General features: G+C 69.8%; 25 protein-coding genes. 9 read left to right on the top strand and 16 right to left on the bottom strand.

Features of this window, described 5'->3' with window-relative positions:
• Positions 1 to 80: 80 nt before the first annotated feature.
• The 4 genes from dnaG to OG714_RS34130 all read right to left on the bottom strand — a co-directional run bounded on the left by dnaG (position 81) and on the right by OG714_RS34130 (position 5763).
• Positions 81 to 1988, bottom strand: coding sequence for a DNA primase (dnaG, locus tag OG714_RS34145; RefSeq protein WP_406126822.1), 1908 nt, complete (start codon positions 1986 to 1988; stop codon positions 81 to 83).
• A gap of 47 nt (positions 1989 to 2035) precedes the next feature.
• Positions 2036 to 3301: an NAD(P)/FAD-dependent oxidoreductase gene (locus tag OG714_RS34140; protein ID WP_406126820.1), complete on the bottom strand. Its 1266-nt coding sequence runs from the start codon at positions 3299 to 3301 to the stop codon at positions 2036 to 2038.
• A gap of 93 nt (positions 3302 to 3394) precedes the next feature.
• The gene (locus OG714_RS34135; RefSeq protein WP_406126818.1) at positions 3395 to 4714 is read right to left on the bottom strand and encodes a deoxyguanosinetriphosphate triphosphohydrolase; all 1320 of its coding nucleotides are present in this window, start codon (positions 4712 to 4714) and stop codon (positions 3395 to 3397) included.
• Between the two features lie 173 nt (positions 4715 to 4887).
• Positions 4888 to 5763: a sirohydrochlorin chelatase gene (locus tag OG714_RS34130; protein ID WP_406126816.1), complete on the bottom strand. Its 876-nt coding sequence runs from the start codon at positions 5761 to 5763 to the stop codon at positions 4888 to 4890.
• Positions 5764 to 5992: 229 nt separating this feature from the next.
• Here OG714_RS34130 and OG714_RS34125 point away from each other — a divergent pair, with 229 nt between their 5' ends.
• The gene (locus OG714_RS34125; RefSeq protein ID WP_406132058.1) at positions 5993 to 6685 is read left to right on the top strand and encodes a vancomycin high temperature exclusion protein; all 693 of its coding nucleotides are present in this window, start codon (positions 5993 to 5995) and stop codon (positions 6683 to 6685) included.
• A gap of 36 nt (positions 6686 to 6721) precedes the next feature.
• Here OG714_RS34125 and OG714_RS34120 read toward each other — a convergent pair whose 3' ends face one another.
• Positions 6722 to 7150: a gamma-glutamylcyclotransferase family protein gene (locus tag OG714_RS34120; RefSeq protein WP_406126814.1), complete on the bottom strand. Its 429-nt coding sequence runs from the start codon at positions 7148 to 7150 to the stop codon at positions 6722 to 6724.
• Between the two features lie 122 nt (positions 7151 to 7272).
• On the opposite strand from OG714_RS34120, the gene OG714_RS34115 reads away from it, so the two are divergent.
• Together OG714_RS34115 and OG714_RS34110 are read left to right on the top strand one after the other, a co-directional pair.
• Positions 7273 to 8916, top strand: coding sequence for a M4 family metallopeptidase (locus tag OG714_RS34115; RefSeq protein ID WP_406126813.1), 1644 nt, complete (start codon positions 7273 to 7275; stop codon positions 8914 to 8916).
• A gap of 427 nt (positions 8917 to 9343) precedes the next feature.
• Positions 9344 to 9844 (top strand): GNAT family N-acetyltransferase, encoded by a 501-nt coding sequence (locus OG714_RS34110; protein WP_406126812.1) that lies wholly within the window; start codon positions 9344 to 9346, stop codon positions 9842 to 9844.
• A gap of 258 nt (positions 9845 to 10102) precedes the next feature.
• On the opposite strand, the gene OG714_RS34105 is transcribed toward OG714_RS34110, so the two are convergent.
• Positions 10103 to 10393: a hypothetical protein gene (locus OG714_RS34105; RefSeq protein ID WP_406126811.1), complete on the bottom strand. Its 291-nt coding sequence runs from the start codon at positions 10391 to 10393 to the stop codon at positions 10103 to 10105.
• A 170-nt stretch (positions 10394 to 10563) separates the two neighbouring features.
• Here OG714_RS34105 and OG714_RS34100 point away from each other — a divergent pair, with 170 nt between their 5' ends.
• Together OG714_RS34100 and OG714_RS34095 are read left to right on the top strand one after the other, a co-directional pair.
• On the top strand, positions 10564 to 11091 hold the full coding sequence (locus tag OG714_RS34100) for a SigE family RNA polymerase sigma factor (protein ID WP_406126809.1): 528 nt from the start codon (positions 10564 to 10566) through the stop codon (positions 11089 to 11091).
• Positions 11081 to 11683, top strand: coding sequence for a hypothetical protein (locus OG714_RS34095; RefSeq protein ID WP_406126807.1), 603 nt, complete (start codon positions 11081 to 11083; stop codon positions 11681 to 11683). Before OG714_RS34100 ends, OG714_RS34095 begins: the two co-directional genes overlap by 11 nt.
• A gap of 88 nt (positions 11684 to 11771) precedes the next feature.
• Here OG714_RS34095 and OG714_RS34090 read toward each other — a convergent pair whose 3' ends face one another.
• Positions 11772 to 13289: an MFS transporter gene (locus OG714_RS34090; RefSeq protein WP_406126805.1), complete on the bottom strand. Its 1518-nt coding sequence runs from the start codon at positions 13287 to 13289 to the stop codon at positions 11772 to 11774.
• Positions 13290 to 13438: 149 nt separating this feature from the next.
• Between OG714_RS34090 and OG714_RS34085 the strand changes: the two genes are divergently transcribed.
• A complete protein-coding gene (locus OG714_RS34085; RefSeq protein WP_406126803.1) occupies positions 13439 to 14170 on the top strand; it encodes a TetR/AcrR family transcriptional regulator in 732 nt (243 codons plus the stop codon).
• On the opposite strand, the gene OG714_RS34080 is transcribed toward OG714_RS34085, so the two are convergent.
• The 4 genes from OG714_RS34080 to OG714_RS34065 form a co-directional block, all read right to left on the bottom strand.
• Positions 14167 to 14793, bottom strand: a complete 627-nt coding sequence (locus OG714_RS34080) for a hypothetical protein (protein ID WP_406126801.1) — start codon at positions 14791 to 14793, stop codon at positions 14167 to 14169. The genes OG714_RS34085 and OG714_RS34080 overlap by 4 nt on opposite strands.
• Positions 14787 to 16370 carry a hypothetical protein gene (locus tag OG714_RS34075; protein ID WP_406126799.1) on the bottom strand — a complete coding sequence of 528 codons (1584 nt, stop codon included), beginning with the start codon at positions 16368 to 16370 and terminating at the stop codon, positions 14787 to 14789. Before OG714_RS34075 ends, OG714_RS34080 begins: the two co-directional genes overlap by 7 nt.
• A 14-nt stretch (positions 16371 to 16384) precedes the next feature.
• Positions 16385 to 17848, bottom strand: coding sequence for a hypothetical protein (locus tag OG714_RS34070; protein ID WP_406126798.1), 1464 nt, complete (start codon positions 17846 to 17848; stop codon positions 16385 to 16387).
• Positions 17849 to 17928: 80 nt separating this feature from the next.
• Positions 17929 to 19071, bottom strand: coding sequence for a hemopexin repeat-containing protein (locus OG714_RS34065; protein ID WP_406126797.1), 1143 nt, complete (start codon positions 19069 to 19071; stop codon positions 17929 to 17931).
• 184 nt (positions 19072 to 19255) lie between these two features.
• On the opposite strand from OG714_RS34065, the gene OG714_RS34060 reads away from it, so the two are divergent.
• On the top strand, positions 19256 to 19522 hold the full coding sequence (locus tag OG714_RS34060; RefSeq protein WP_406126795.1) for a hypothetical protein: 267 nt from the start codon (positions 19256 to 19258) through the stop codon (positions 19520 to 19522).
• A gap of 122 nt (positions 19523 to 19644) precedes the next feature.
• On the opposite strand, the gene OG714_RS34055 is transcribed toward OG714_RS34060, so the two are convergent.
• Positions 19645 to 20229, bottom strand: a complete 585-nt coding sequence (locus tag OG714_RS34055) for an NADPH-dependent FMN reductase (protein ID WP_406126794.1) — start codon at positions 20227 to 20229, stop codon at positions 19645 to 19647.
• Positions 20230 to 20500: 271 nt separating this feature from the next.
• On the opposite strand from OG714_RS34055, the gene OG714_RS34050 reads away from it, so the two are divergent.
• Both OG714_RS34050 and OG714_RS34045 read left to right on the top strand, forming a co-directional pair.
• Positions 20501 to 21019, top strand: coding sequence for a hypothetical protein (locus OG714_RS34050; RefSeq protein WP_406126793.1), 519 nt, complete (start codon positions 20501 to 20503; stop codon positions 21017 to 21019).
• A 118-nt stretch (positions 21020 to 21137) separates the two neighbouring features.
• On the top strand, positions 21138 to 21779 hold the full coding sequence (locus OG714_RS34045) for a class F sortase (RefSeq protein ID WP_406126791.1): 642 nt from the start codon (positions 21138 to 21140) through the stop codon (positions 21777 to 21779).
• A gap of 38 nt (positions 21780 to 21817) precedes the next feature.
• On the opposite strand, the gene OG714_RS34040 is transcribed toward OG714_RS34045, so the two are convergent.
• The 4 genes from OG714_RS34040 to OG714_RS34025 all read right to left on the bottom strand — a co-directional run bounded on the left by OG714_RS34040 (position 21818) and on the right by OG714_RS34025 (position 25246).
• Positions 21818 to 22600: a sulfite exporter TauE/SafE family protein gene (locus tag OG714_RS34040; protein ID WP_406126790.1), complete on the bottom strand. Its 783-nt coding sequence runs from the start codon at positions 22598 to 22600 to the stop codon at positions 21818 to 21820.
• A gap of 90 nt (positions 22601 to 22690) precedes the next feature.
• Positions 22691 to 23338, bottom strand: a complete 648-nt coding sequence (locus OG714_RS34035) for a LuxR C-terminal-related transcriptional regulator (protein WP_406126789.1) — start codon at positions 23336 to 23338, stop codon at positions 22691 to 22693.
• 32 nt (positions 23339 to 23370) lie between these two features.
• On the bottom strand, positions 23371 to 24720 hold the full coding sequence (locus OG714_RS34030; protein ID WP_406126787.1) for a sensor histidine kinase: 1350 nt from the start codon (positions 24718 to 24720) through the stop codon (positions 23371 to 23373).
• A 10-nt stretch (positions 24721 to 24730) separates the two neighbouring features.
• A complete protein-coding gene (locus OG714_RS34025; protein ID WP_406126785.1) occupies positions 24731 to 25246 on the bottom strand; it encodes a hypothetical protein in 516 nt (171 codons plus the stop codon).
• Positions 25247 to 25258: the final 12 nt, after the last annotated feature.

Genomic DNA, 25258 nt, shown 5'->3' with positions numbered 1-25258 from the left:
GGAACCCAGTGTGGAGTACGACACATCGCCGCCACGAGGGGCGTGCGGTGACTTTTTGAGTCCGTGCCGTGACTACGTGCTCAGAGCGCTGTGGCGCCGTGCACCTGGAGTGCCTGGTCGTACTGCTGAAGTACCCACAACTCGTTCTGTACGGCGGCCAGTTCGGCCGAGTCGCCGTGGCTGCCGAGGCGGGTGAGCGCGCCCTGGATGTCGCCGATCCGCCGTACTACGGCTCTTCGGCGGACGGTGACGAGCTGCTCGCCCGCGTAGTTCTCGTCGACCGTGCGGCGCATGATCGCCTCGACTGCCAGCTCCGTGACCATCGCGCGGACCGTGTCGTCCGGTGCCGCCTCGCGGACGCGGACCAGGTAGTCCTGCGCGTCCTGGAGGCCGTACTCGGCGCCGCCCGCCTCGATGATCGCCTCGCGTACGGCCGCGTAGGGCGGGGCGGTGAACTCGTCGACGCCGTACGCGTCGAAGGCCGGGGAGACCAAGTCGGGGCGCTGGAGGGCGAGTTTGAGGAGCTCGCGCTCGGTGGCGAAGACCGGGTTGCGGAGGGTGAGGGCGGGACCGCCCGTGGGGGTGCGGGGGGCGGTGTCGTACGGCTGCTGCTGTTGGCCGCCTCTGGTCGGCGCCGGGCCCTTGCCGCCGCGGTCGCGGGCCCAACGGGCCAGCTGGGCAACGCGTTTGACCACGAACTGGGTGTCGAGGATGCCGAGCATGCCGGCGAGCTGGACGGCCACCTCGTGCTGGGCGCCGCTGTTCTTGATGCGGGCGACGATCGGGGCGGCCTCGTCCAGGGCGGAGGCGCGGCCCGCGGGGGTGTCGAGGTCGTAGCGGACGACGATCTGGCGGAGCGCGAACTCGAAGAGCGGGGTGCGGGGTTGGACCAGGTCGGCGACCGCCTCGTCGCCCTTGGCGAGGCGCAGCTCGCAGGGGTCCATGTTGTCCGGGGCGATCGCGATGTACGTCTCGGCGGCGAACTTCTGGTCGTCCTCGAAGGCGCGCAGGGCCGCCTTCTGGCCGGCCGCGTCGCCGTCGAAGGTGAAGATCACGCGCGCGCTGCCGTTGTCCATCAGCAGCCTGCGGAGGATCTTGATGTGGTCGCCGCCGAAGGCCGTGCCGCAGGTCGCGATGGCGGTGGTGACTCCGGCGAGATGGCAGGCCATGACGTCCGTGTAGCCCTCGACGACGACCGCGCGGCTGGACTTGGCGATGTCCTTCTTCGCGAGGTCGATGCCGTAGAGGACCTGTGACTTCTTGTAGATCGCGGTGTCGGGCGTGTTGAGGTACTTCGGGCCGTTGTCCGACTCGTAGAGCTTCCTCGCGCCGAAGCCGACGACCTCGCCGCCGATGTCGCGGATCGGCCACATGAGGCGGCCGCGGAAGCGGTCGATGGGGCCGCGGCGGCCCTCCTGGGCGAGGCCGGAGAGGAGGATCTCCTTGTCGGTGAAGCCCTTGCCGCGGAGGAAGCGGGTGAGGTGGTCCCAGCCCTGCGGGCTGTAGCCGACGGAGAAGTGCTCGGCGGCGGACTGGTCGAAGCCGCGCTCGGCGAGGAACTTGCGGCCGGTGTCCGCCTCGGGACTGACGGCGAGCTGCTCCACGTAGTAGTCGGCCGCGACCTTGTGGGCCTCGACCAGACGGATGCGCTCGCCGCGCTGGTGGGCCGGGTTGTACCCGCCCTCCTCGTACCGCAGCGTGATGCCGGCCTGGGCGGCCAGGCGCTCGACCGACTCCGAGAACGTGAGGTGGTCGACCTTCATCACGAACGTGATGGTGTCGCCGCCCTCCTGGCAGCCGAAGCAGTGGAAGAGACCCTTGCTGGGGCTGACCTGGAAGGACGGCGACTTCTCGTCGTGGAAGGGGCAGAGACCTTTCAGGTTTCCGCCGCCCGCGTTGCGCAGCTGGAGGTACTCGGACACCACGGCGTCGATCGGGACCGCGTCCCGAACCGCCTTCACGTCCTCGTCGTTGATCCGTCCTGCCACGCGTGAATTCTACGGGGCCGGACTGACACCAGTGACGACGAGACGGTTCAGACGCCCAGGCTGTCCAGTGGAACGTGTGGGTCCGCGAGTGCCTCGGAGTCCACGCGCGTGCGGGAGCGGATGAGCTGCTGGATGGGCTCTGTGACGTCCCACACATTCACGTTCATCCCGGCCAGCACGCGGCCCTCCTTCAGCCAGAAGGCGATGAACTCCCGCTTGCCCGCGTCTCCCCGGATCACCACTTCGTCGTAGGAGCCCGGGGGCGCCCAGCCGGAGTACTCCATACCCATGTCGTACTGGTCGGAGAAGAAATAGGGCACGCGGTCGTAGGTGACGTCCTTGCCGAGCATCGCGCGGGCCGCCGCCGGGCCGCCGTTGAGGGCGTTCGCCCAGTGCTCCACCCGCAGGCGGAGGCCGAAGAGGGCGTGGTGGAAGGCGGCCACGTCGCCGGCCGCGTAGATGTCGGGGTCGGAGGTGCGCAGCCGTTCGTCGACCGCGATGCCGCCGCCGTGCGCGCGGTCGGCCAGCTCCAGGCCCGCCGCCTCGGCGAGCGCGGTGCGCGGGGCCGCGCCGATCGCCGCGAGGACGTCGTGCGCCGGGTGCTCCTCGCCGTCGTCGGTGCGGGCGGCCAGCACCATGCCGTCGTGGCCGACGATCTCGGTGAGCCGGGCGCCGAAGTGGAAGCGCACGCCGTGCTCGGCGTGCAGGTCGGCGAAGATCTGGCCGAGTTCGGGGCCGAGGACCCCGTGCAGCGGGGTCTGGGACGGTTCCACGACGGTGACCTCGGCGCCGTACGTCCGGGCCGCCGCCGCGACCTCCAGGCCGATCCAGCCGCCGCCGGCGATCACCAGATGGCCGTTGTCCCGGCCCAGGGACGCCAGGACGTTCTTGAGGCGCTCGGCGTGCGAGAGACGGCGCAGGTGGTGGACGCCCGCGAGGTCCGTGCCCGGGATGTCGAGGCGGCGGGGCTCGGAGCCGGTGGCGATGAGCAACTTGTCGTAGCGGACCAGGGTGCCGTCGTCTCCGAAGCGCACCGTCTTCGCCGTACGGTCGATGGCGTCGACGGTCTGGCCGAGGTGCAGCTCGATGTCGTTGCGCGCGTACCAGGCGGGTTCGTGGACGAAGACGCTGTCGCGCTCCTCCTTACCGAGGAGGTAGCCCTTGGACAGCGGCGGGCGCTCGTACGGGTGGTCGCGTTCGTCGCAGATCAGTATCACGCGGCCGGTGAAGCCCTCCGCTCGGAGCGTCTCGGCCGCCTTGGCGCCGGCCAGGCCTCCTCCGATGATGACGAACGTCTGATCCGCGTCGACCACTTGATGCCTCCTCGTAAGGGTGCCGCCATATGCGAGCGTCCCGCACGCAGTGTGATGGGGGAAGGGGGTGTGGCCCGATCAGGCCACGGAGGGTCACATTCGGGCTTGTTTCGCGTCACTGTGCCCCAGCGACGTGAGATACGCGTGAAGAGACCGCGCCGACGCGTCCGTCAGCGAGGCGATCTGATCGACGATCACACGCTTGCGCGCGCGGTCGTCGGGCGCCTCGTCGAACTGGGCGCGGAACTGCGGCTCCAGGCCGTCGGGCGCGCGCGTCGTGAGCACCTCGGCGAGTTCGGCGACCACGATGCGCTCGTCGGCGCGGATGCGCTCCTGCTCCGCGCGCTGCATCACGTACCGGTCGGCGACCGCCTTGAGGACCGCGCATTCCAGTCGTGCCTCGTGCGGTACGACGAGTTCGGCGTCGTAGCGGGTGAGGCGACCGGTGCCGTACGCCGCGCGCGTGGCGGACTCGGCGGCCAGGCAGAAGCGGCCGATGAGCTGGCTGGTGGCGTCCTTCAGGCGGGCCTGCGCCACCGCCGAACCGTCGTAGCCGTGCGGCCACCACGGCTGGTTCTGGAGCCGGTCCAGGGCCTCGGCGAGTTCGTCGGGGGCCGTGTCCGCGGGGACGTAGCGGCCGATGGCCACCTCGAAGATCTCCCGGCGTTCCGGTTCGGCGTGCAGGCAGTTGGGGTCGATGTGGCCCGCGTGCAGGCCGTCCTCGACGTCGTGCACCGAGTACGCCACGTCGTCCGACCAGTCCATCACCTGGGCCTCGAAGCACGTGCGCGTGCCGGGGGCGCCCTTGCGGACCCAGTCGAAGACGGGTCTGTCGTCCTCGTAGACGCCGAACTTGGGGGACTTGGGGTCGGTGGGGTGCGCTCCGCGCGGCCAGGGGTACTTGGTGGCGGCGTCGAGGGTGGCGCGGGTGAGGTTGAGGCCGACGCTCACCATCTCGCCTGTCGTGTCGCTTCTTACGAAGCGCTTCGGTTCGATGCGGGTGAGGAGTCTGAGGGACTGGGCGTTGCCCTCGAAACCGCCGCAGTCGTCGGCGAATTCGTTCAGTGCCTGTTCGCCGTTGTGGCCGAAGGGTGGGTGACCGAGGTCGTGGGAGAGGCAGGACGCTTCGACCAGGTCCGGGTCGCAGCCCAGGGCCGCGCCCAGCTCGCGGCCCACCTGGGCGCACTCCAGGGAGTGGGTGAGGCGGGTGCGGGGGCTGGCGTCCCAGGCCTGGCTGCGGGTTCCTGGGGTGACCACCTGGGTTTTGCCGGCGAGTCGTCGTAGGGCGGCGGAGTGCAGTACGCGGGCGCGGTCGCGTTGGAAGGCCGTGCGGCCCGGGCGTTTGTCGGGCTCCGTCGCCCAGCGGTCGACTGACGTCGGGTCGTACAGGGGAAGTGCTGCGGTGCCGTCCATGCTTCGACAGTAAGCGGCGGTAGTGACAATTCGGGAGTTGCGGGGCGCGGCTGCGTTTGCCGGGTGCGGTCTGGTTGCGTGTGCGGGTGCGTGGGGGCTGGTCGCGCCCACGCGGCGGAGCCGCACATCGGTACAGCCCCGCGCCCCTTAGGGGGTCGGCCCCGCCCTCAGTTTCAAGCTGAGGCCAACTCCGGGGCCGTGACTTCCGCCGTTGCCAAGGCCTGGTCGTAGCGGTGGAGGACGAGCCTCGCCATCGCGGGGTGGGCTCCCAAGGGAGCTGACGCGAGCCATGGGGCCTGTTCCGCGCACTGTGTGGCGAAGCGGCCGGGGGCCGTGAAGCAGGATGCCACCGCCACCCTGTGGTGGCCTCGCGCCGCGAGGGTGCGTACGGCCTCGGAGACGGTGGGGGTCGCCGCCGAGGCGTACGCGGGGACTACGGGGACGCCCAAACGGTCTGCCAGGAGGTGGGCCGTGCGGTTGGTGTCGAGCTTGGAGTCCGGGTCACGGGAGCCTGCCGCGGCCAGGACCACGGCGCTCGCGCGTCGGGTCTGGTCGTTCATCCTCGTGCGCCAACCGGCCTCCACCAGGCGGTCGTAGAGGGTCTCTACGAGGAGGGGGTGTGGGCCCAGCGGGGCCGCCACGCGCGTGCGTGCCTCGGCCTCCGCCGCCATCTCGGGGATGTCCTGCTTGACGTGGTAACCGCGGGCCAGGAGGAGGGGGACCAGGACGGCCTCCGCGGTGCCCAGTCGGGTGAGGGTGTCCGGGAGGCGAGGCTCGTTGAGTTCGATGTGGCCCAGGTGGACGGGAAGGCCGGGGCGGAGTTCGCGGACGCGTTCCATGAGGGCTCGTACGGTGCTCAGGGCGCGTGGGTCGCGGCTGCCGTGGGCCACCAGGACGAGGGCCGGCGGGGCGGGCGGTACGGGGCGCCTGGTGCCGTTCAGGGAGACGAGGCTGAGCTGGTCGGCGAGCTGGCTGCTGATCCGGTTCATGAGATGCGCCGTACTGTCGAGGGTCGTGGACTCGTCGTGAGGGTGGTTCGACGCCGTCATGGAGTGATGGTGGCGGTGGGAGGTTGCCGTCCCGTTGCACCGGAATGACGGAGGTTTTCCGGGGGTTCACGGTGGGGTTCGGGGGGTGTGTGAGGTGACGTGACCTGCGGAGTCCGGGCTCACAGTGAAGCCGGTCACACTGCGGGCGGCGAACCGGAGCGGGTCACGGCGCGTCTGTGACTGTCGAACCCGTACGGGAGGGACCCCTTTGATGCGTTCGCTGCGTGCAGTGCGTCGCCCGAGACTTCGCCGGCCTCGGCTGCGACTGCCCCGCACGCGTGCGGGGTGGCGGCAGCTTGTGCAGGTGGTGGCCGCCGGGTGTGTCCTCGCGCTGCTTCCGGCGACCTGGCTGTGGGTGTCCACGGCCGACCGGCTGCGGACCCTCCAGGACGCGCCGCGCACCGATGTCGCCGTGGTCTTCGGGGCCGGGCTGTGGGACGGCGAGCCGTCGCCGTATCTCGCGCACCGGCTGGACGCGGCGGCGACGCTGTACCGGGAGGGCCGGGTGAAGGTCGTCCTGGTGACCGGCGACAACAGCCGCAAGGACTACGACGAGCCGGACGCGATGCGCGTCTACCTGGCGAAGCACGGGGTGCCACGCGCGCGCGTGGTGACCGATTACGCCGGTTTCGACACCTGGGACTCCTGCGTCCGCGCCAAGAAGATCTTCGGCGTCGACAAGGCCGTACTGATCAGCCAGAACTTCCACATCCGGCGGGCGGTCGCGCTGTGCGACGCGGCGGGTGTCGACTCGTACGGCGTCGGGGTCGACGAAGCGCACAACGCGACCTGGTACTACGGCGGTACGCGCGAGGTGCTCGCGGCGGGCAAGGCGGCGCTGGACCTGATGTTCCATCCCGATCCGCACTTCCTCGGGCCGAAGGAGCCGGGAGTCGCGCGGGCGCTGGCCGCCGGCAACTGAGGCCCGTTCGGCGACGGTTCGGCGGGTTCAGCGGGTTCAGCCGCGGTTGATCCAGTCGCCGCCCTCGATCAGCTTGCCGTGGGTGCGGAGGCGGGCGGTGACGGCGGGGGCGGCGAGGTACACCCAGGCGCGTACGGCCGTGCCGTCGGCGTCGCGGGTCACCTGCCGTTCGACGCGCTCGTAGAGGTTGTGCGGGTCGCCGGGGGCGTAGTCCTCAAGTCGGTCCAGTTCCCTGAGGAGTTGGGGGTAGGCCTCGGGTCGCGCGGTGACGAGTTCACCGACGATCACCGAGCCGGGGACCTCGACGGCGTACGGGTAGCCGGGACCGTCGTAGAGCGCGGCGGCGTGGAGCCGTGCCCGTTCCTCGGAGTCCGTGCGGCCGCGCAGGAAGCGGTCGTGGTTGGGCTCGCCGGGGCGGAGGGTGCCGTAGACGAAGAAGGGGAGGGGGGTCGAGGGTGCCGCCATCGCTCTCCTTGATCCCGGAAGTCTTTGCACGCGCTATGGACATGACATGTCATGGCCCCTTTAAATCTCATTCAACATCAACGCAGCCCCCACGCCCCCCACTTGCGTTCTTGAGGAGAGCCATGAGTCGGACACGGCACATCCGAGGTTCCCGTCTTGCCACGGCCGGTATCGCGGCCGGCGCCGCGACCCTGTTGGCCGCCACCCTCGCCCCCACCGCCCACGCGGCCGACCGCCCGACCCGGACCACCGCGATCGCGAACGCCGCGTCGGCGCTGGTGGCCCACGCCGCGAGCCTGGGCCTCACCACCGCGGAGGACACCTCGGTCCGTGACGTGATCGTCGACGCGGACGGCACGCAGCATGTCCGCTACGACCGTACGTACCGCCAACTACCCGTCCTCGGCGGCGACTTCGTGGTCCATCTGGCCGCGAACGGCAGCTATCGGAGCGCCGACCGCGCGACCCGGAGCTCCATATCCCTGTCGTCCGTGACGCCGAAGGTGGCCGCTCCCAAGGCGGCGGACCTGGCGGTGAACGCGTTGCGGGCGGCGAATCTCGGTGAGGCGCTGAAGGGGATGACCGCCAAGCCCCAGCTGATAGTTGACGCCCTGCACGGGGCCCCGAAGCTTGCCTGGCGCACGAATGTCGTCGCCAAGGACTCGCTCGGCAACCCGGTCGCCCGCACGGTGCTGACCGACGCCCGTAGCGGCGTCCAGATCGACGCCTGGGACAGTGTGGAGACGGCGACGGGTGACGGGAAGTCGCTGTACAGCGGGACGGTGCCGTTGGAGACGACGCTGTCGGGATCGACGTATCAGCTCAAGGACGCGACGCGCGGCGGGACTTACACCGGTGACGCGGCGAACAAGACCGACCTGTGCATCTTCGGCATCTGCATCAGCCGAGCCCCGGCCACGGTGTTCACGGACGCCGACAACCACTGGGGCACGGGGGCGACTTCGGACCGTTCGTCGGCTGCGGTGGACGCGCAGTACGGCACGAACGAGACCTGGGACTACTACAAGAACGTCCACGGCCGGAACGGCATCGCGGGCGACGGCAAGGGTTCGTACAACCGCGTCCACTACGGCAACAGCTACAACAACGCCTTCTGGGACGACAGTTGCTTCTGCATGACGTACGGCGACGGTGACGGGACGCAGCTCGGTCCGCTGGTGGCGCTGGATGTCGCCGGGCACGAGATGACGCACGGCGTGACGTCCAAGACGGCGGCGCTGACGTACTCGGGCGAGTCCGGCGGGCTGAATGAAGCGACCTCGGACATCATGGGCACGCTGGTGGAGTGGTACGCCAACAACTCGTCCGATCTCGGGGATTACCTCATCGGCGAGAAGATCGTCCGGTCGGGCTTCGGCAAGGCGGCGCTGCGGTTCATGGACCAGCCGTCCAAGGACGGTAATTCCGCGGACTGCTGGAGTTCGTCGGTCGGGAATCTCGACGTCCACTACTCCTCGGGCGTCGCCAACCACTTCGCGTATCTCCTCGCGGAGGGCAGCGGCCCGAAGACCATCAACGGCGTCAGCTACAACTCGCCCACGTGCAACAGCTCTTCGGTGAACGGCATCGGCCGGGACAAGCTCGGGGCCATCTGGTACCGGGCGTTGACGGTCTACATGACGTCCTCGACGAACTACGCGGGGGCGCGAACGGCGACGCTCAGCGCGGCCAAGGACCTTTATGGGGTGGGGAGTTCGGAGTACGGCGCGGTGGCGGCGGCGTGGAGTGCGGTGAGTGTGGGGTGAGCTGAGGCTCGGAGCCGGCCGGCTCGAAGTCGGCGGGTTCGCGGTCGCCCCGGTCTGTGGACCGGGGTGGCCGTTCAGCCGCTCACCGGAGTTGTGCCGCGACGATGGCCGGGCCGCGCTGCGGCGGGTGGACGCGGTGGGCGGGCCCGGGTCCTTCCGGGGCGGGCCGGTCGGCGTGCAGGACGCGGACGTCCGTTTCGACCCACCGGCACCGGGTGCCGTTTCCGCCACGTGGTGCGCGGTTTCTCCAGCGGTGCGGGAGCAGTCCCCCGCGTCGCACGGGAGGCAGGCGCGAACACGCGGCCGCAGTGCGAGCCGTCCGCAAGGGCGAGCCGGCACGGGACCCCGCGGAACGACGTCCGCCGCGACGGCCGGCGGGTTGGGGTGGCGTACTTGCCGTTCCTGGAATCCCTGGATACTTGACGTCATGGCTGATCAGCATGAGGTTTCCATCGTCCGTCGACCGGGCCGGGCCCTTTCCGCCGAGGACGGGCTGGGCGCGTTGCTCGCGGCGTACCACCTGCGGACGGAGGCCGAGAAGGGGGAGCCCGTTGCCGATGTCGACGGGCTGCCGGACCGGTACCGTACAGAGATCTCGGACCCCCGGACCGCGTTCGTCGACGCTGTCGTGCTGATGGCTGTGAGCGGGAGTGCCGCGGTGGGTTGTCTGGTGGTGACCGCCCCCGCCGACGGACGGTCGGAGATCAAGAGGCTCTGGACGGACCCGGCGTTCCGGGGCCGGGGCGTCGCGTCCGGCCTGCTCCGTGCCGCGCTCGCACAGGCCGCGGAAAGCGGCGCGGGTGCCGTGCGGTTGTCGGTGTGGAAGTGGCGGACCGGGGCCATCGCCCTCTACGAACGGTTCGGCTTCGCCGTCACGACGTCATGGGACGAGCGGGATCAACTGGTCTGCATGGAGCGGGCCTTGTGAGTGGTGTCGTACGACGTCCAACTCGCACCACACCGCCTTGCCCACGGTGAGCTCGCGCACGCCCCAACGGTCCGCGATCTGACCGACGATCAACAGTCCACACCCGAACAAGTCGTCCTCGGTGGCCTTGCGGGTGAGTTCGACCCGGAAGAGCCGGTCACGCAGGCGACTTGCCCCACTGGCAGCGATCACTCACATCGAAAAAGTGTGACACTTCCCGTAAAAGTGTCACACTTTCTCAGAACGACACGAGGCCGATCAGCCCTTCGGCGCGTGAGCCATCGCGATCGTCTTCATCTTGAGGATGCGCACCGCTTCGGGGTCCGTCACCGGCCGGGAACCCTTCCCCTTGGCCGCGTCGGCGACCGCAAGGGCCTTCTGCTTCTGTGTGCGCGCGGAGTCGTCCGTCGTGGAGTGCGCGGTCGCCGTGGCCGCGTGGACCTGCGACCCCGCCGCCACCGTCAGACTGCCGAGCGCCAGAGCGCTGACCGCGGCGGTCCTGAACGTCGTCCCCATCCTGCTCGGCTTACGGGGTGCTGCATGGCGCATGAGAGTTCCTCTGCTGTCGGTGCGACTTGGACAGGTGGACTACGCAGCGCGGGGGCCCGGACGCGACACCCGGATGCGGTGACGCAGATCACGGCGAGTCGCTGTAGCGGAGGGTCGGTGCCCGTTCGTACTTCCCCCATGGAGAACCCCTGGCCGTTCTGTGGACGGAAATGAATGGCGGACGAGTGGCGAGAGGCGCGGCGGAAGAGGAGTTCGATGAGTTCTACGCACTGGCCTACCCCAGGCTCGTTCGGCAGCTTTACGCGATGACCGGCGATCTGCCGGAGGCTCAGGATGTCGTGCAGGAGGCGTTCATAAGGGCCTGGGGTCGACGGGGGATATTCACGAGCGACGGTTCCCAGGAGGCATGGATCCGTACCACGGCCTGGCGGCTCGCCGTATCCCGCTTCCGGCGTGTGCGGCGCGGTGTGCAGCTCATGCAGCGTCATCACGAACAGCGTCCCGTCGAAGGCCCGTCCCCCGAACGTGTCGCTCTCGTCGAGGCACTTCGCACGCTTCCGCAGAAGCACAGAAGTGTCGTTGTCCTCCACCACTTGTGCGATCTCAGCGTCGAGCAGATAAGCGCCGAGACGGGCTGGCCGACCGGGAGCATCAGAGTGTGGCTGGTCCGTGGGCGCCTGTCGCTCGCCCGCCATTTCTCCTCCCTGCCGGACCAGGAGGTGGACCATGTCGGATGAGTCGGATGAGTACGAGCGTCCTGCCTGGCTTGCCGAGAGCATCGTGCAGTTGGAGAGTGTCCGGGTGGACCAGCCGGTGTCCGCACAGGAGTTGCGTCGCCGAAGCGTCCGACGCCGTCAACGCCGGACCCGTTCCGCCGTCATCGCGGCGATTGCCGTGACGGCAATCGGTGCGGGCGCTTTCTGGAATTTCGCGGGCGTGAACCGATCTGCGGCAGATCCGTCCCGTCACGGGGAGGATTCCAGAATACCGGCGGCCCAGGAGAACCTTCGGGCTTACTACTCGGTGCTGCCGGATGCCTTTGCCGCACGGGATTCGAAGTCGAAGCTGTGGAAGCTGATGAAGGCGCATTTCACGGAGACGGCACTGAAGCGAGAAGTTGTTCTCGAAGGCAGCGGATCCGGCGACTTGGCGGCCACGTGTGGGCAGGTGGAAGCCGCCACCGTCTTCACCGTCGGCGACGCCCGTAACGTCGGGGCCGACACCGTCCGCGTACGCGTGACGAGCGACAGCGCACCGGATTCGATCGAGGTCGATTTCGATCTCCGCACCATGGGAATCGCGAAATGGTCCTGCCCCGACGGGTCCTGACCTCCGCCGAGCATCAACACGACGACGGCGACACGACAAGGCCGCCACCCGCAATGGGCAACGGCCTTGTCATTCAGGAGAGTTGAGGTCAGGCGGCCAACTCCGGCTCCCCCGCCGCCTCTTCTCCGGAGACCGGAGCCTCCGCCGCGCCCGGCTTCCCGTCCCGCATCACCACCGCCGCCAGCACCCCCGCTGCCACAACCCCAACCGCGCTGACCATGAAGGTCGTTGACATGGCGTGCGTGAACGCCTCCCGGGCCGCCCGGACCAGCCCCGCGTCGCCGTGCGCCGCAGCCAGCGCCCCGCCGATCGAGTGGCGAGCCTCATCGGACGTAGCGGAAGGCATTTCGTCGGCGAAGCCGCTCGACAGGAGGGAGCCGAGGATCGCGATGCCGAGGGCCGTACCGGCTTGCTGGATGGTGTCGTTGAGGGCCGACCCGACGCCGGCCTTGTCCTCCGGGATCGTGCCCATCAGCGCGCCCACCGCCGCCGGCATCGCGAGGCCCGCGCCCAGGCCGAGGAGGCCGAGGGCGACCGCCGGGACGGTGAAGCCGGTGTCGGCCGTGACCGTCGTGAGCAGGGCGAAGGACGACGCCATCACCAGCATGCCCGCCAGGATCAGGTACCGATGGCCGTACCGCGCCGTGAACTTGGCGCCCGCCGCGTTGCCGAGCAGCGCGGTGACCGCCAGCGGCACGAAGGCCAGGCCCGCCTTCACCGGTGAGTAGCCGAGTACGAACTGCAGGTACTGCGTGAGGACCAGCAGCAGGCCGCCGTTGCCTATCTGGACCAGGGTCAGGGAGAGCGAACCCCCGCTGAAATTGCGGTGCTTGAAGAGGACCAGGGGGACCATCGGGGTCGGCGTGACGTTCTCCCAGACCACGAATCCGGCCAGCCCCACGACCGCCACGGTCAGGGTGACCAACCCTCGGCCCGCGAACGCGCCGTGCTGCGGGATCTCGATGATCCACCAGATCAGCGCCGTCATACCGACCGCCGACAGCACCGCGCCCAGCGGATCCGGCTTCTGCCAGGGGCCCTTGGACTCCGGCATCAGCGTCACACCGGCCACCAACGCGAGGGCTACGACCGGCACGTTGAGGAAGAAGATGGAGTGCCACGAGAAGTGGTCGATCAGTACGCCGCCGAGCACCGGGCTGCCGACCAGCGCCAGCATCGACACCGAACCCCAGGCCGCCATCGCCTTGCCGCGTTCCTCCGCGTCGAAGACCGTGATGAGGATCGAGAGCGTCGACGGCATGATCAGCGCGCCGCCGACCCCCATCGCCACCCGTACGGCGATCACCTCGCCGGGGTTCGTGCAGAACGTCGCCGCCAGTGACGCCGCCCCGAAGAGCACCAGGCCGATCAGCATCACCTTCCGGCGGCCGAAGCGGTCGCCGAGGCTGCCGGAGGTCAGCAGCAGGCCGGCGAAGACCAGGATGTAGGAGTCGAGGATCCACTGGGTGTCCTGGGCGCTCGCCCCGAGGCTCTCGGTCATCGACGGGACCGCCACGGTCAGCGCCATGCTGTCGACCACCAGCACCAGCGAGCTGAGGCACAGCACGACGAGGATCCACCAGCGCCGGGGGTTTCGGGTCTCCATGGGGCTTCCCTTCAGAGTCGCCGTTCGACTTTGTGCGTACAGCGTTCCTTCGATGCGCACACTGTACGCACAGCGGAACAGTGTGCGCAATCCTTGAACTCTGTACGCTGGATGCGAACGACGTACGCAGAAGGCACGAAGGAGCGCCCATGACCCCCCGGAGCAAGCCGAACGCCATCCCCTCCGTGTGGGCCCGTGAGCAGCGCTCGCCCGACCAGCCCGCGCTCAGCCGGGACGCGATCGTCCGCGAGGCGATCGCGATGCTGGACGCCGACGGCATCGAGGCGCTGAGCATGCGCAAGCTCGGCGCGCGGCTGGGCGCCGGCGCGACCTCCCTCTACCGGCATGTCGCGACCAAGGACGAGCTGATGGAACTGGCCGTCGACGAGGTCGCCGCCGAGATCCACGTCCCGGCCCCGGACGCCGCCGACTGGCGCGCCGCCGTCACCGAGGCCGCCGCGTCCTTCCGTACGACCGCGCTACGGCACCGCTGGCTGTCCTCGGTGCTCGGGCAGGCCGGGCTCGCCTACCTCGGCCCGAACCTCATGTCCTTCTCCGAGCGGCTCGCCGCGCTGTTCACGGCCGTCGGATTCCCCGAGCCGAGCGGCGCGATCGACGCCGTGCTGTCGTACACGATCGGGATGAGCACGACCGAGGCCGCCTGGCTGACCACGGTCGCGCGGTCCGGGGAGAGCGAGGGCGAGTTCATCGCCCGGCTGATGCCGGCCGCGCGGCAGGCGGCGGCCGGTCACGCCCATCTCGCCGGTTCGTACGCCGAGTCGGCCGCCACGGCCACCGACCCGGTGGCGCTGCGCGACGGCAAGTTCGCCTACGGCCTCGATGTCGTCCTCGACGGGCTGTCGCTACGGCTGACGCGTTAGGCCCCGCCCGCCAGGTCGGCCGTCTCCAGGTACACCTCGGCCAGCACCTGCAACTCAGCTCCCTCTGCGGTGACTTGCTCGCCCGGGTGCAGGCGGCCCGTCAGGTCGTCCGGGCGGCCTGGGATCGTCACCGTGCTCGCCGGCTGCTCCCCCGCCGACGTCAGCCATTCCCCGGCCAGTTGAGCCGTCAGCACCTGGTCGAAGTCCGGCGAGCGGGTGAACACATGGGCCAGGTAGAGCTGTTCGCGGCCGAAGACGACGTAGCGGAGAGGCGGCGGTTCGATAGTGGGCCCGGTCGGGTGGCCCACGTACAGCCGCTCCTCGATCTTCACCCTCACCTCCCCCAGCAGCTCGCCGTCCCTCCCGAAGCGGCCGAAGTAAAGGTCGGCGGGGAAGGTGGCGCCCGGCTCAAGGTCCTTGAGGAGGAGGGTGCGTGGGGTGACCGTGAACAGTGCCGACGTGCCGTAGCGCTTGCGGGCCGTGCGGTAGGTGTCCGTGTCCAGGGTGATGCGCAGGACGGCCTGGAAGCCGTACGGGGCGGTGAACGTGGGCATGTGGACGGCGTACACGGTGTCCGTGCCCAGCAACACGAAGCCGTGGACGGAGAGTTCGGGGCTCACCATGTCAGTGCCGGGTCCGGGTCGGGGCTCTTCGGGAGCTGTCGGCACACGAACCCGGCGAGGAACACGTCGTCCGGCGAGGAGTCGCTGCTCTGCGTCGCGGAGGTCGCCTGTTGGTAGGCCACCCAGCGGAGTTGGAGGTCGTAGCCGTACTGGACGACGAGGACCTTGGCGAAGCGGCCCTCCGTCGTGCGTACGGCGAACACGTCGCCGGTGATCAGCTGGTTGCTCGCGTTCGGGTTGCCGGTGAGGGGGGTGGTGCCGTAGGTGAGGGCCGAGAGGCGGTGGCCGTCGAAGGCGTCGTAGTCGACCTGGCCGAGGTTGACGATTCCGGCGTGGGAGCTGGGGACCAACTGGGCGGTCGTCTCCGTCATCCACTCCCACCAGAGGTCGGCGGTGTTCATGTCGCCGCCCGCGATGCCGTTGTCGAGGTCCAGGGTCCAGGTGCCGTGGAGGGTGGTCTCGCCGGGGGTCTCCGTGTAGCCGACGGCCTGGCGGATCAGCTCGATGTTGCGGGCCAGGGCGACCGATTCGACGTACGACGGGCAGCGGCCGTGCGGTGGGGTGGCGCCGTCGCTGAGTGGGGCGATGCCTGTCGAGAGGCGCCAGGCTCGGGAGCCGAAGAGTTCCATCGGTGGGTCCAGCCAGGGGCGGACGACCGACACCACGCGGTATTCGAAGGCGAGGGAGAAGACCGTGTCGTCGGTGGCGCGGTCGCCGAACGCCGACCTGAGTTCCGCGGGGGCCTGGGCGGCCAGGGTGCGGAGCATGTCCTGCGAGAGCACGACTCTCGACCAGGGGTCGTCCAGGGCGCCCTCCGGTGAGTAGTAAGTGGGCGCGAAACGCGTGCCGTTGGGGGAGGTCGTGTACTGGTCGGGGAGGTTCGGGTTGAAGGTGTCGCGGTGTCGTTTCCAGATGCTGGAGGGGGCCTTCGAGGCGAGTTCGGAGGTCTCGCGCAGGGCGTCCTCGACCTCGGCCTTGTGGCCGGCGGTCTGCCAGGCGTCCATGGCGTCGTCCCTGGCCTGGCGGAGCCGGGGTTCGTCGATATGGGTCCAGTGGTCGCGGACCGCCTGGTCGGTCGACGTCGTCCCGGTCTGTTCGCCCTGGTGGTAGTCCGTGTCGGCCTGGAGCCAGGCCTGGCGGGCCGTGCGGTAGCCGCGCAGGGCGGGCGAGGGGACGAAGACTCCGTCGGAGCCGGTGTCGTAGAGGTAGTCGACCGCCGTGTCGTAGCGCTGGTGTTCCTCGGGGGTGAGGGTGGAGCGGGCCAGGTCGGCGCCGAGTACCTCGCCGTAGACGCTCCACAGGTGGGCGGTGGACGGGGGTGCCCAAACGGGTTGGGTGGGGACCCTGTTGACGAGTTCGCAGAACTCGGACCAGACCGTGGCCCGGGCCGCGTCCAGGGCGCCGCTGAAGCGGAACATGCCGTCCTGGTGGACGACCGGCGTCGCCGGTACGGCGACCAGGTGGTCGGAGTCGGTGAGCAGGCCGCGGAAGTACGCGCCCAGGCCGAACATGGCCGCCGCGTCCACCGGGGACGCGGACCATACCGCCGCGATGCCGGCTGCCTCGATGTTGGTCATGACTGGCCGCCGCCCTAGACCAGTTGGTCGGGGTCGAGGCCGTCGAGCAGGTTGGGTGTCTTGTCCAGCAGGTGGTTGACGAAGCCGACGATCTGCATGCCGGGGACGGTGATGGTGGCGCCGTCGTTCTCGGAGTGGAAGTGCTGGTCCGACTCGGAGTGGCTGTAGCTGCCCTTCACGGTGAACGGGCCCCAGCCGACACTCGCGTTGACCGACACGGAGCTCTGGTGGGTCTGCAACGCCTGGGCCAGCGAGGCGGAGTGGATGGTGAGGTTCCTGATGAACAGGGCCTGGAGCGGATAGCCGATGAAGCGGCCCTGGGGCGGGGTGCCGCCGTCGGACGGCATCTGGTCGTAGTTCCAGCCCTGCCCCTTGCGCAGGTCCCAGCCCCGGTTCTCCAGGAACTCCGGGTAGAACCACGGCCGTACGACCTGCACCTGCGCCATCTCGAAGGACATCGAGAAGTCGTCGACCTGGTAGTTCTCGCTGTAGTCCTGGGAGTTGGAGGTGACGCCCGAACTCGCGCTCCACAGGCCGAAGTTCAGTCCGCCGCCCGCCGACCAGGACGTCGTCTCGTAGTGGCTGTGGGAGTCCACCATCTGGTGGTACATCGAGTACGCGGTCCAGCCGTTCGAGTTCGCGAAGTCACCGGGGACGACCGTCGTGTAGTAGAAGGACTGGCCGGGACCCAGCGCGTTGGTGTTCGCCTCCTCGTAGAAGCGTTCCAGGTTGCGCTTCCACAGCAGCATCGACTTCTCGGTGGTCTGGTCGATGTAGGCGTTGATCTCCTCGACCTCGTTGCGGTAGCCGCTCGACGTCCAGTCGTCCATCGCGGCGGCGACCTGCATCGAGTACAGCTGCGCGTTCGCCGCCCAGTCCGCGACCGCCTGCTTTCCTGACTCCCCCACGGCGGCCTGCGCCGCGATGCGCTTGTTGTTGTACGACAGCGCGGCGGTGACGTACGCCTGCATGCACGCCTTGTAGGCCTTGAGCATGGGGCTGTCCTCGGTGACCTGCTTCTCCTGCTCGGTGACGATGTCCTTCACCGTGCGCGTCACTCTCAACAGGCCCCGGAACCGCTCCAGTTTGGCCTTCTGGTCGTCGGTGAGCCGGTCGTCGACGACCTTGGAGAACTTGAGGATCTGGCCGTAGATCTCACTCAGCCGGGCACCGCTCGCGTTGCGCCACACCCCGTCCTGGCGGCCCGACGAGTACGCCGAGGTCACGTCCGGGATGAAGTCGATGAGCGAGGAGAAGTTGTACGCCTGCTGGAGCAGGAGCTTGTCCTCCGCCGCGGTCGCACCGGTGCCGATTCCCTGCGCGGCGAACGCGAAGTCCGCCTCCTGGTACGGCAGTCCGGGCATGCACCAGGTGATGAAGCTGGACTTGGCCGGCGGGACGCTGCCGTCGCCGCCGGTGAGCACGTTGTACATCTGGTCACGGAACGTCCGCCCCAGATCCCCCAGTTGGTATCCCATGCCCCCGTCCTGCCCGGGTCATATGCCGCACATACGGTGACTTGCAGTCATTCACCCGGATAAGTGAATGACCGGCCGATTCAGGTGGCCGTCTCGATGTTCCGCATGACGGAGGCCAGGGAGTCGTAGTAGTTCGTCGCGGTCGCGTACCCCGCGTCCGCGACCGCCCGGGCGAAGGCGTACGGGTCGTCGGTGTGCTCGAACGCGGGGGCGTAACGGGCGTTGTTCCGCAGATAGTTGCCGTGGACGGTGAAGGACTCCTCGGGGGTCGCGTAGACGCGGAACCAGTCGCGGACGACGTACAGGTACTTGCCGTCGGGACGCCGCGTCACGGAGATGACCTCGGGGAACGCGACGTCCGGCCGGTCCAACACCTCCTGGGTCCTGAGGAGTTGGCGGGTCTCGGGCGGGTCGGTCGCCTTCGCCTTGATGCCGAAGAAGTTGTTGCCGGGCGCGGTCGAGCCCCAGCCGGATTCCAGCGCCGCCTGGCCGAGCGTGACCAGCGCGGGGACACCGGTCGCCGTCTCACTGGCGGTGGCGAACTCGCCGTACGAGAGCCGGAATCGGGCCGCCTTGCTCGAACTCGGCGGTGAACTCGGCGGTGTGGTGGCCGCGTTCGACCAGATCGCGTCGTAGGGGCCGGTCAGGCCGGGCCACTGGTCGGTGATGGTGAGTGGGTAGCCGTCCTCCTGTTTCTTGGTGTGCCAGTCGATGCCCACGTACTCGGTGCCCTTGAAGAGGTACGCCCGTCCGTTGCCGGGGTCGAGGGCGCCGTCGATGCCGTCGCCGATCCAGTCGGCGGTGACTCCGCTCCAGCCGTCCGCGACGAGCTTGGGGTAACCGGGGTCCTGGCGGTCGGCGGCGATGTCGTAGCGGACGTACTGCGGGCCGCTGAAGAAGTAGAGCTTTCCGTCGGACCAGTTCATGACCGCGTCGACGGTGTCGAAGGAGAGGCCCGGCCAGTTGTCGCGGGTGGTGAGCGGGTAGCCGTCGTCGACGGTCTGGGTGGCGAACGGGACGCGGACGTACTCCGTGCCCCGGAACACGTACAGGCGGGCCTGGCCCAGGTCGACCGCGGCGTCGACGCCCTCCTCCCAGCCCGGTGGCAACCCGGCCCAGGCCGCGCCGAGTTGCCAGTCCTGCGCCGGGTCCGCCGCGTCCGCGTCGATGTCGTACGTGGACACGGTGGCCCCGACGGTGAAGTACGCCCTGTCCACACTCATGCCGGGATGCATGCTCCGGCGGTGCGGTTCTTATGGCGTGGAGCGGGTTCCCGTTCGAGTGAATCAGGGGGTGATCCACGTGGCGTCACCGAGGCGGCATGCCGTTTTCAGTGATCGTTTAGGCGTTGAACCGACCGATGCGTCTGTTTTTCGGCGCGTCTTCCAGAGATCTTTGGGAGTAGTCATGCGTATGCGTTCCGCCCTGACCACGTCCGTCCTCGCCGTAGGCATCCTGCTCGGTGGCGCCGGTGCCGCCCTCGCCCACGACAACGGTCCGTTCCCCCACGACGACGGCGCGCTCGTCCAGGGCACCGGTTCCCAGGGCTCCGGGCACGTCGACAACACGATGTTCGCCGGTGTCATCAACCACGTCGGCCCCGTCTACGCGTCGACCACCAAGACGGACCACGACTGGGACCGCGGCACGTTCCAGGGCGTCTTCGGTTTCTGACACGTCCGCCCGGCGCACCAGCCCGGGCAGCACACCGGGCCGTCAGTGACGGTGTGAAGGGGGCGGCCGACCTGCGTCGGCCGCCCCTTTTTTGCGTCCTCTTTCTGCGTCCTTCCCTTGTGTCAGATCAACGGCCGCACCTGGCGCGCTTCCTTCAACGCCCTTCCCCACCAGACCAGTTGGTCCAGCATCGCCTTCGCCGCCGCGTCCGGGGCCGTGGAGTCCTTGAGGCGGCCGTCGTCGTCGAAGGACGCGCCCGCGTTGTGGAAGGAGACGGTGTCGCGGACCGTGACGGCGTGGAGTTCGGCGAAGACCTGGCGCAGGTGTTCCACCGCGCGCAGGCCGCCCGCGAGGCCGCCGTAGGAGACGAGGGCGACGGGCTTGGCGCGCCACTCGATGAAGTGCCAGTCGATCAGGTTCTTGAGGCCGGCGGGGAAGGAGTGGTTGTACTCGGGGGTGAGGACGACGAAGGCGTCCGCGCCGGCCAGCTTGGGAGTGATGTCGGCGAGCGCCGCGGTCGCCTCCGGGGTCGGGGCGAGGCTGGTGGGCAGGTGGTCGGTCTCGGCCACGTCGACGACCTGGAGGATGAGGTCGGGGTGGTCGCGGACGTGGGTGAGGAGCCAGTCGGCGACGACCGGGCCGAAGCGGCCGTGGCGGTTGCTGCCGATGACGACCGTGACAGCCAGAGGAGCGGTAGTGGTGTCCATAAGGGCAGCCTCGTACCTCAACCATTCTTGAGGTCAAGTGAGGTCATCACCCGTTCACACGCGCGGCTTGCGCTCTTCGGGTTCTTCTCCGGGACGGGTTTCGCCGTACCCCGTCGTACCGCTATGACCTGCTGAAACGACGACGGGACGGGCCGTCCTGGCCCCTTTCTGACACCCATTCACCGCATTTCTGACGCTCGCTCAGGAAGCGGGCTCGGCCCGGTGCCACTTACCTCGGAAGGGCAGCCAACCACAGCTCGGAGGAGCACCGATGCGACGTACCGCCCGTCTGCTGACCGGCACCGCGCTCGCCGTCGCCGCCGCGGGTCTCGCGACCGCGCCGGCGTACGGCGCCGAGAGCGGCAGCCTGGAGGTGTTCCCGTCGAACGCCGTGCCGGGCGGCGACGTCACGGTGAACACGGCGGCGTGCGGCGACGACGGTACGGCCGCCGGTGACGCCAGCGCGGTGGGCGCCGGCACGTTCACGCTGGCGCCGAGCGCGCACGAGGGCGACGCGATCGGGCAGTTCAAGGTGCCGCCGAGTGCGCAACCGGGGACGTACGAGATCGTCGCGAAGTGCACGGACGGCCGGGAGGTCAGCGGCGATCTGCTGGTGACGCTGGCCTCGATGCGGCAGCAGGTGCAGCCGCGCGGAAGTGTGAAGACGGGGGTCGGCGGTGCCTTGGGCCCCGACCCCGTGCAGACCGCGGCCGGCGTGGCGGCTCTCGCCGTCGCCGCCGCGGGCGGTACCTGGCTCCTGCATCGCCGGGCGAGAGGCGACAGGTTCTGACGGACACCCTCCGCTGTCCGTCCGCCGGTACCGCATGTCCCCTCCCCCTCCGGGTCCGACGCCCCTCGTGGCCCGGAGGGGGGCGCGGGGCCAGTCGCTGGAGAGGGGTTGATTCCTCATGCGTCGCAGATACGGCACTACCGCGACCGGGGCCAATACCGCGATAGGGGTCGTCACCGTGGTCGCCCTGTGCACGGGCGCGTGGCTGTTGACCGGCGGCTCCGGGACGAACGCTCCGCCGCAGCCGTCCGCCGCCGAGGGGCGGCCCGATCCGGCCACCGCGCGTACCGCGGCCCGTGCGCTGCCGCCGTCGCCGCCGGATCGCATCCGGATCCCGGCCATCCATGTGAACGCCCCGCTGATGGGCCTCAAGCTGACGAGCACCGGCAGCCTGGACGTGCCCCCGGCCGCGAAGAAGAACCTCGCCGGCTGGTACGAGGCTGGGACCACCCCCGGTGAGACCGGCACGGCGGTCGTCGCGGGGCATGTCGACAACGCCGACGGTCCCGCCGTCTTCTACGACCTCGGCGCCCTGAAGAAGGGCAACACCATCGAGTTGGACCGGCTGGACGGGAGCGTCGCGCTGTTCACGGTGGACGCGGTCGAGGCGTATCAGGCGAGCCGCTTTCCCGACCAGAAGGTGTACGGGGCCGCGCGGCGGCCCGAGTTGAGGGTGATCACGTGTGGGGGCGGGTACTCGCGGTCGACGGGGTACCAGGGGAATGTGGTGGTGTTCGCGCACCTGAGTGGTAGCCGGTAGGGCCAACCAGCCTTTGGACGCCGGCCATTGGGCTGGTCTCATGCCAGCCACTGCTGGTACGCCAGGTTCGCCACCAGTGCGAAGACCACCGTCAGCAGCACGACCCGCACGAAACCGCTCCCCTGTTTCAGTGCCGCGTGCGCGCCCAGCATGCCGCCCGCGAGGTTGAACACCGCCATCAGACCGGCGAGTTGCCACAGGACCGTGCCCTGCCAGGCGAACATCGCGAGGGCGCCCGCGTTGGTGCAGCAGTTGACGATCTTCGCGGTCGCGGAGGCGGTGACCAGGTCGAGGTGGAGTACGGCGGTGAGCGCGAGGACCAGGAACGTACCGGTGCCGGGGCCGACGAGCCCGTCGTAGAAACCGATGCCGAGGCCGGCGAGGCCGATCGCCGCGAGGATCTGGCGGCGGGTGGCCGGGCCGGGGGCGGGGGCCGTGCCGAAGGCCGGGCGCAGGATCACGAAGGTGGCGACGGCGAGCAGGACCACCATGATCACCGGCTTGAGTACGTCGGTGCTCATACCGGCCGCGAAGAAGGCGCCGGCCGAGCTGCCGGCGAGTGCCGCGAGGCCGATGCGTACGGCCAGGCCGACGTTCACGGGTGCCTTGCGGGCGTACGTCACCGCCGCCCCGGACGTGCCGACGATCGCGACGGCCTTGTTGGTGCCGAGTGCGGTGGCGGCCGGGGTGCCGGCGGGCAGGCCGAGGAGGAGGACCGGGAGCAGGAGGAGTCCGCCGCCGCCCACCACGGCGTCGATCCAGCCGGCCGCGAGGGCGGTGAGGCAGAGGACGGCGACCATGGTCAGCGGTATGTCGGGCATGATCATGACCTTATGGACGGGGTGCGTGTGCCGTCCATGTACCTGAGGGGTTTCTGAGCTTCGGCGGGCCTTGGCGGGCTTTTGCGGGCTTCAGCGGCCGGTCTCGAGGTAGCGGAGTACGGCGAGTACGCGGCGGTTTCCCGTCTCCGAAGGGGGCAGGTCGAGCTTCGCGAAGATGTTCGCCACGTGCTTCTCGACGGCTCGTTCCGAGACCGTGAACGCGGTGGCGATCGCGTGGTTGGTGCGGCCCTCCGCCATCAGGGCGAGGACCTCGCGTTCGCGCGGGGTGAGGGTGTCGAGGGCGGTGGATCGGCGGGCGGCGCCGAAGAGTTGGGCGACCACCTCGGGGTCGAGCGCGGTGCCGCCGGCCGCGACGCGTTCCAGCGCGCCGACGAACTCCCCGATGTCCACGACCCGTTCCTTGAGGAGGTACCCGAACCCGGCCGGATTGCCGAGCAGTTGGGCCGCGTGGGTCGTCTCGACGTACTGCGAGAACAGCAGGACACCGGTCTCGGGGTGCCGGTCGCGTAGTTGTACGGCCGCTCGTACGCCCTCGTCCGTCTGGGTGGGCGGGAGGCGGATGTCTACGACGGCTACGTCCGGGGCGTGTGCTGCCACCGCGGTGAGGAGCGCTTCGGCGTCGCCCACCGCCGCGGCGACTTCCACGTCCCGTAGGCGGAGCAACTGGACCAGGCCGTCGCGCAACAGGGCCGAGTCCTCGGCGATGACGACGCGCATACCGCTCCGATCGGGTCCGCTCAGGTGTGGGGTCACGTGTGGGGCAGGTCGACCGTGACCACGGTAGGGCCTCCGTGCGGGCTGTCGCAGGTCAGTGTGCCGTCGACCGTGCGGACCCGGGCGAGCAGGCCGGTGAGTCCGGAGCCCGCGCCGATCTTCGCGCCGCCCTGTCCGTCGTCGGTGACGCGCAGGCGCAGGACGCCGTCGCGGGCGGTGACGTCGACGGCGGCCGCCGTGGCGTGGGCGTGTTTCGTGGCGTTGGCGAGGAGTTCGGCGGCGCAGAAGTAGGCGATGGTCTCGACGGCCGGGGTCGGGCGGGTGCCGATGTCGGTGGTGAGGGTGACCGGGAGGGCGCTGTCGGCGGCGAGGGTGGTGAGGGCGGCGTGCAGACCCTCGTCGAGTACGGGCGGATGGATGCCCTTGACCAGGTGGCGCAGGTCGGTGATGGCCTGGGTGGCGTTGCCCTGCGCGGTGTCGACGGCGGTGAGGACGCGGGCGGGTTCGGCGCCGGCGGTGACCAGTTCGCGGATCAGCGTGAGGTGCATGGCCAGGGCCACCAGGCGGGCCTGGGTTCCGTCGTGCAGGTCGCGTTCGATACGGCGGAGGGTGGCGGCGGCGTCGTCGACGGCTCGGGCGCGGGTTTCCTCCAGGGTGCGGATACGGCGGGTCGCGGCGTCGGGGCCGAGCAGCACGGTCAACAGGGCGCGGTGTGGGCCGAGGGCGTAACGGAGGAGGAGGGGTGCGACGGCCAGCAACAGCAAACCGGCTGTGAACGGAATCAACCAGCGCGGCCAGGAATCGAGCTGGTAACCGAAGAACTCCAGTGACACGTGGTGTGTGGAGCCGCGGTGCGTGGTGCCGTCGGTGGTGTGAACCGTGTTGTAGTTCCAGCGCTTGAGCAGCGGGTGCAGTGTGAACAGGGCGCCGTAGATGTAGCCGATGACGACGGCTGCGTACGCGAAAACGGCTGTGAACGGGGTCAACAGGGCGCAGCCCACGGCCCGCCAGCCGGTTCGGTCGAGCAGGATGCCTCGGCGCCAGCTGAGGATTCCGCCGGCGCCAACGCCAGTACCTCCGTCTTCCACGCCCGGCTGCTCGATCTCCAGGCCGAGCAGCCGTCGGGCGAGGCCCCGTTGCAGGGCGCCCAGCGCCAGCGCGCCGCGCACGGTCGCCGCCAGCAGCCACAGGCCGAGCGTGGTCACCGACAGCGCCCCGCCGAACGCCAGCCCGACGAGGGTGAGGAAGAAGCCGACGAGGGCGAGCGGGAGGGCGATCACGCCGTAGAGGACGGCGGCCAGGGCGCGGCGGCCGAAGGTGGCGGTGGCGCGGGTGCGGAGACTGGAGCGGAGGCGGGACCAGAGGCGGGAGCGGAGGCTCGGCATGGGGATCAACCTAGGAGAGGAGCGACCTGGCGACACGGACCTGGACGGCGGTCAGGCCGCGCACCACCCACGGCATCAGCAGCAGGAAGCCGATGCCGCCGAGGACTGCGTGGAAGGCCCAGGCCCCGGCGAAGGTGGGCCCGCCCCAGGCGCCGGAGTAGTCGTCGCCCGCGCGGAGCGGCCAGCCGAGGTTCATGGGGACGATCGCCCAGCCGTAGAGCGTGATGAACGCCGTGAGGAGGTTGAGGGGTGTGGCGAGGAGGGCGTGGGGCAGGCCGCCGGCGCGGGGCGTGCCGGAGAGGTCGGTGCCGAGGAAGCGGTGGACCAAACCCCGTTGCCAGCGGGCCGTGGGGGCGCCGAGGAGTGCGAGCGGGATGCAGGCCAGGCCGAGCGGGAGGGCGAGGAGCGCGTAGGCGGTGCGGCGCCAGGTGGTGGCGGTGAACGGTTCACGGACGAGTCGCCACGCGCGGACGGACAGGGTGTCCGGGGCGGCCGGTCGGGTGGGCAGATCGCGGGTGGTGGTCATGGTGCATCCCCC

The sequence above is a fragment of the Streptomyces sp. NBC_00989 genome (assembly GCF_045162655.1).
Taxonomy (GTDB): Bacteria; Actinomycetota; Actinomycetes; order Streptomycetales; family Streptomycetaceae; genus Streptomyces.
The sequence above is the reverse complement of the archived record's forward strand: the minus strand, read 5'-3'. Positions and strand labels throughout refer to the sequence as shown.

Coding starts and splice junctions, on each gene's coding strand:
- OG714_RS34135 (WP_406126818.1), bottom strand. CDS start 4,714: ATGGACGGCACCGCAGCACTTCCCCTGTACGACCCGACGTCAGTCGAC.
- OG714_RS34130 (WP_406126816.1), bottom strand. CDS start 5,763: ATGACGGCGTCGAACCACCCTCACGACGAGTCCACGACCCTCGACAGT.
- OG714_RS34120 (WP_406126814.1), bottom strand. CDS start 7,150: ATGGCGGCACCCTCGACCCCCCTCCCCTTCTTCGTCTACGGCACCCTC.
- OG714_RS34115 (WP_406126813.1), top strand. CDS start 7,273: ATGAGTCGGACACGGCACATCCGAGGTTCCCGTCTTGCCACGGCCGGT.
- OG714_RS34110 (WP_406126812.1), top strand. CDS start 9,344: ATGGCTGATCAGCATGAGGTTTCCATCGTCCGTCGACCGGGCCGGGCC.
- OG714_RS34105 (WP_406126811.1), bottom strand. CDS start 10,393: ATGCGCCATGCAGCACCCCGTAAGCCGAGCAGGATGGGGACGACGTTC.
- OG714_RS34100 (WP_406126809.1), top strand. CDS start 10,564: ATGAATGGCGGACGAGTGGCGAGAGGCGCGGCGGAAGAGGAGTTCGAT.
- OG714_RS34095 (WP_406126807.1), top strand. CDS start 11,081: ATGTCGGATGAGTCGGATGAGTACGAGCGTCCTGCCTGGCTTGCCGAG.
- OG714_RS34090 (WP_406126805.1), bottom strand. CDS start 13,289: ATGGAGACCCGAAACCCCCGGCGCTGGTGGATCCTCGTCGTGCTGTGC.
- OG714_RS34085 (WP_406126803.1), top strand. CDS start 13,439: ATGACCCCCCGGAGCAAGCCGAACGCCATCCCCTCCGTGTGGGCCCGT.
- OG714_RS34080 (WP_406126801.1), bottom strand. CDS start 14,793: ATGGTGAGCCCCGAACTCTCCGTCCACGGCTTCGTGTTGCTGGGCACG.
- OG714_RS34075 (WP_406126799.1), bottom strand. CDS start 16,370: ATGACCAACATCGAGGCAGCCGGCATCGCGGCGGTATGGTCCGCGTCC.
- OG714_RS34070 (WP_406126798.1), bottom strand. CDS start 17,848: ATGGGATACCAACTGGGGGATCTGGGGCGGACGTTCCGTGACCAGATG.
- OG714_RS34065 (WP_406126797.1), bottom strand. CDS start 19,071: ATGAGTGTGGACAGGGCGTACTTCACCGTCGGGGCCACCGTGTCCACG.
- OG714_RS34060 (WP_406126795.1), top strand. CDS start 19,256: ATGCGTATGCGTTCCGCCCTGACCACGTCCGTCCTCGCCGTAGGCATC.
- OG714_RS34055 (WP_406126794.1), bottom strand. CDS start 20,229: ATGGACACCACTACCGCTCCTCTGGCTGTCACGGTCGTCATCGGCAGC.
- OG714_RS34050 (WP_406126793.1), top strand. CDS start 20,501: ATGCGACGTACCGCCCGTCTGCTGACCGGCACCGCGCTCGCCGTCGCC.
- OG714_RS34045 (WP_406126791.1), top strand. CDS start 21,138: ATGCGTCGCAGATACGGCACTACCGCGACCGGGGCCAATACCGCGATA.
- OG714_RS34040 (WP_406126790.1), bottom strand. CDS start 22,600: ATGCCCGACATACCGCTGACCATGGTCGCCGTCCTCTGCCTCACCGCC.
- OG714_RS34035 (WP_406126789.1), bottom strand. CDS start 23,338: ATGCGCGTCGTCATCGCCGAGGACTCGGCCCTGTTGCGCGACGGCCTG.
- OG714_RS34030 (WP_406126787.1), bottom strand. CDS start 24,720: ATGCCGAGCCTCCGCTCCCGCCTCTGGTCCCGCCTCCGCTCCAGTCTC.
- OG714_RS34025 (WP_406126785.1), bottom strand. CDS start 25,246: ATGACCACCACCCGCGATCTGCCCACCCGACCGGCCGCCCCGGACACC.